The organism is Skermanella sp., assembly GCF_059503625.1.
On the sequence record NZ_JCACHA010000081.1, the window covers coordinates 1 to 4,076 of the forward strand.

Genomic DNA, 4,076 nt, shown 5'->3' on the forward strand with positions numbered 1-4,076 from the left:
ACGGCCTGGGCGGCCTGATCGTCCCCTTCATCGGCATCAAGATCATCGATCTGGCGGTCAACGCCTTCGGTCTGGCCTGAAAAGCGAGAAGTAAATGCTCAAGGAACTGAAACCGGCGCTGATGATGCTCCTGGTCCTGGCCGCGATCACCGGCATCCTTTATCCGCTGGCGGTGACCGGGGCGGCGCAGGCGCTGTTCCCGGCGCAAGCAAACGGCAGCCTGATCGTGCGCGACGGCAAGGTGATCGGCTCGGAACTGATCGCCCAGCAGTTCAACGGACCCGGCTGGTTCCAGCCGCGCCCCTCGGCGGTGGACTACAATGCGGCGGCTTCGGGCGCCTCCAACCTCGGCCCGACCAGCGGCGTGCTGATCGAAACGGTCGCCAAGCGGGTCGAAGCCCTGCGCGCCGCCAACCCCGGCGCCGATCCCGCCGCTCCGGTGCCGGTCGAACTGGTCACGGCGTCGGGCAGCGGCCTGGACCCGCATCTGTCGCCGGCGGCGGCGCTGTGGCAGGTTCCCCGGATATCCTCCGCGCGGGGAATCCCCGAGAGCGACCTGCGCGCCCTGGTCGCCCGCCATACCGAGGGCCGCACGCTGGGCCTGCTGGGCGAGCCGCGCGTTAATGTCCTGCTGCTCAACCTGGAACTGGACCAGCACGCTTCTGGGCAGCGCGCTCCTGGAACGAACCGATGACCCGGATGGACTGATGCCCGACACCGACCGCGACGACCGCCCCTCCCCCGAAGCGCTCCTGGCCGAGGCCAACCGGGAGCGGCGCGGGCGGCTGAAGATCTTTCTCGGAGCCGCCCCCGGCGTCGGCAAGACCTTCGCCATGCTGGAAGCCGCCCACGACCAGCGGCGGGAGAAGGTGGACGTCGTGGTGGGCATCGTCGAAACGCATGGACGGCGCGACACCGAAGCCCTGCTCGAGGGGCTGGAGGTCCTGCCCCGCCGGCAGATCGATCATCGCGGACGGCAGTTCGCCGAGATGGATGTCGACGCCATCCTGCGGCGGCGTCCGGGGCTGGTTCTGGTCGACGAACTGGCCCACACCAACATTCCGGGCAGCCGGCACGTAAAGCGCTTCCAGGACGTGGAGGAAATCCTCGAAGCCGGCATCGACGTCCTGTCCACGCTGAACATCCAGCACCTGGAAAGCCTGAACGACGTCGTCGAGCGCATCACCGGCGTCAGGGTGCGGGAAACCGTGCCCGACAGCGTGCTTCAGGACGCCGACGAGATCGAGCTGATCGACCTGCCGCCCCGGACGCTGATCAAGCGCCTGCGGGAGGGCAAGGTCTACGTCCCCGATCAGGCCATGCTGGCGATGGAGCGCTTCTTCTCGCCCGGCACCCTGACCGCCCTGCGGGAGATGGCGCTGCGTGCCGCCGCCGAGCGGGTGGACGCGCAGATGGTCACATATATGCGTGCCCATGCGATCCAGGGGCCGTGGCCGACGCGGGAGCGCATCCTTGTCTGCATCGGCGACGGCAAGGCGGTGTTCCGGCTGGTCCGCACCGCCAGACGGGCGGCGGAACGCCGTCATGTCCCGTGGATAGCCGTCCACGTCGAGACGCACCGGCATGCCACGCTGCCGGAGGAAACCAGGACGCGGATCTCGGAGGCCCTGCGGCTGGCAGAACAGCTCGGCGCCGAGACCCACGTCATCCCCGGCGACAAGGTCGCGGCCGAGCTGCTGGCCTTCGCCCGCGAGCGGAACATCAGCCAGATCATCGCCGGCCGTCCCCGTCCCGGCCGCTGGCTTCCGTCCCTGCACGCTTCCGTCACCACCGAACTGCTGGCCCGCGCCGACAGCTTCGACGTGACGGTCGTGTCGGGCGAGGACGATGCCGAACCGGCGCCGCTCCCCTCAGCCACCCGCCCCCGCGCCTTCAAATGGGCCGGGTACGCGGCGGCGGCGGCGGCCACGGGAGCGGCGACGGCGCTGAGCTACGGGCTGAGCCTCTTCATGGCGCTGCCGAACATCTCGCTGGTGTACCTGATGGCGGTGTTGCTGGTGGCGATCCGCCATGGGCTGGGGCCGTCGATAGCGGCTTCGATCGCCTGTGCCCTGACCTACAACTTCTTCTTCACCGATCCGCTGTTCACGCTCGACATCTCCGACGTCCAGGACATCATGACGGTGGTGTTCTTCCTGCTGACGGCCTTCATCGTCAGCAACCTTGCCGCCCGCGTCGGCTCCCAGGTCGAGGCGACGCGGCTGAGCGCCCGGCGCACCGCCAACCTGTACGGCTTCAGCCGCAAGATCGCTGCGGCGGCCAATCAGGACGACGTGCTGTGGGCGGTCGTCCACCACGTGGCCGCGACCATCCACGGCCGGTCGCTGGTGCTGCTGCCGGACGCGCCGGGGCCGGGGCCGGGCGGCGGCCAGCTCGTGATCCGGGCGGGCTATCCGCCGGAGGACCGGCTGGACGACAAGGCGCGGGCGGCGGCGGAATGGGCGTGGTCTCACGCCGAACCCGCCGGACGCGGCTCCACGACGCTGCCGACCTCCCCCTGGCTGTTCCTGCCCTTGCAGACGGGCCGGGGGCCGGTCGGCGTGCTGGGCGTCCAGATCGAGGGGCGGGACCGCCCGCTTTCGCCGGAAGACAGCCGGCTGCTCGGCACGCTGGCGGATCAGGCCGCCGTGGCGATAGAGCGCACCAACCTCGTCTCCGACATCGAGAACGCCAGGCTGGCGACGGAAACGGAACGGCTGCGCTCCGCTTTGCTGTCCAGCCTGTCGCACGACTTGCGGACGCCGCTCGCCTCCATCCTGGGTGCCGCATCCAGCCTGATCTCGTACGAGGGATCGCTGAACGCCGCCGACCGCATGGACCTGACCCAGACGATCCAGGACGAGGCGGAACGCCTCAACCGTTTCGTCCAGAACCTGCTGGACATGACCCGGCTGGGCTCGGGCAAGCTCAAGCCGCGCACGGACTGGGTCGATCTTCGCGATGTCATCGGCTCGGCGGTCGAGCGGGCGGCCAAGCTGCTGCGCCGCCGGCAGACAAGGGTGGAGATCGACCCCGCCCTGCCGCTGCTCCGGCTCGACGCCATGCTGATGGAACAGGTGATCTTCAACCTGATCGACAACGCCTGCAAATACTCGTCCCCCGGCACGCCGGTCACGGTCTGGACGGCGTACCGCCACGGCCACGCCGTGGTCGAGGTCTGCGACCAGGGGCCGGGCATTCCGGCGGAGGACCGCGAGCGGGTGTTCGACATGTTCTACCGGGTCGAGGAAGGCGACAGCCGCGCCGCCGGCACCGGGCTGGGGCTGGCGATCTGCCGGGGCATCGTGGAAGCCCATGGCGGCCGCATCGCCGCCCAGCCCGGCCTGAACGGCGCCGGCACCTGCATCGTGATCCGGCTGCCCGTGGCCGACGCCGATCAGCCGGAGGCCCCGCCGGCCGAGACGGTCGAATGATCCTTGCCAACCGAACGGCCTCCGGCCAAAGATCGGCCTCATGCTGAAGATCCTGGTCATCGACGACGAGCCGCAGATCCGCAAGTTCCTGCGGATCAGCCTGACCGCGACCGGCTACAAGGTGGTCGAAGCGGAGACCGGCGTCCAGGGCGCCGACGCCGCGAAGGCCGAAAGCCCCGACCTCGTGATCCTCGACCTAGGGCTGCCCGACATCGACGGCCAGGAAGTCATTACCCTGATCCGCGAGCACTCGCAGGTGCCGATCATCGTCCTGTCCGTCCGGGCCGACGAGACCGACAAGGTGGAGGCGCTGGACCGGGGCGCCGACGATTACGTGGTGAAGCCGTTCGGCATCGGCGAGCTGATGGCCAGGGTCCGCGCGGCGTCGCGCCAGCGCTCGGCGGCCGCATCGGACCCGGACAGGCTGCGGATCGGTGGCCTCACCATCGACCTGACGCGCCGGCTGGCCGTCCGCGACGGCGTCGAGCAGCGTCTTTCCCCCAAGGAGCACGCGCTGCTGAGCCTGTTCGCCCACAACCGCGACAAGATCCTGACCCATGCCCAGATCCTGCGCGAAGTCTGGGGACCGGCCCACACCCACGACACCGCCTATCTGCGGGTCTACGTCAACCAGCTTCGCCA

General features: G+C 69.6%; 3 protein-coding genes. All 3 read left to right on the forward strand.

Annotated elements, in window-relative coordinates; translation table 11 throughout:
- Positions 1-94 precede the first annotated feature (94 nt).
- The gene (gene kdpC, locus AC5JJ6_RS02155; protein WP_496040464.1) at positions 95-694 is read left to right on the forward strand and encodes a potassium-transporting ATPase subunit KdpC; all 600 of its coding nucleotides are present in this window, start codon (positions 95-97) and stop codon (positions 692-694) included.
- A 13-nt stretch (positions 695-707) separates the two neighbouring features.
- The gene (locus AC5JJ6_RS02160; RefSeq protein WP_496040465.1) at positions 708-3,434 is read left to right on the forward strand and encodes a DUF4118 domain-containing protein; all 2,727 of its coding nucleotides are present in this window, start codon (positions 708-710) and stop codon (positions 3,432-3,434) included.
- A gap of 40 nt (positions 3,435-3,474) precedes the next feature.
- A partial coding sequence (locus AC5JJ6_RS02165; RefSeq protein WP_496040466.1) for a response regulator transcription factor occupies positions 3,475-4,076 on the forward strand: 602 nt, incomplete at its 3' end.

Bases quoted from the DNA above. Each gene is read 5' to 3' on its own strand.
- kdpC (WP_496040464.1), top strand. From the start codon at position 95: ATGCTCAAGGAACTGAAACCGGCGCTGATGATGCTCCTGGTCCTGGCC.
- AC5JJ6_RS02160 (WP_496040465.1), top strand. From the start codon at position 708: ATGCCCGACACCGACCGCGACGACCGCCCCTCCCCCGAAGCGCTCCTG.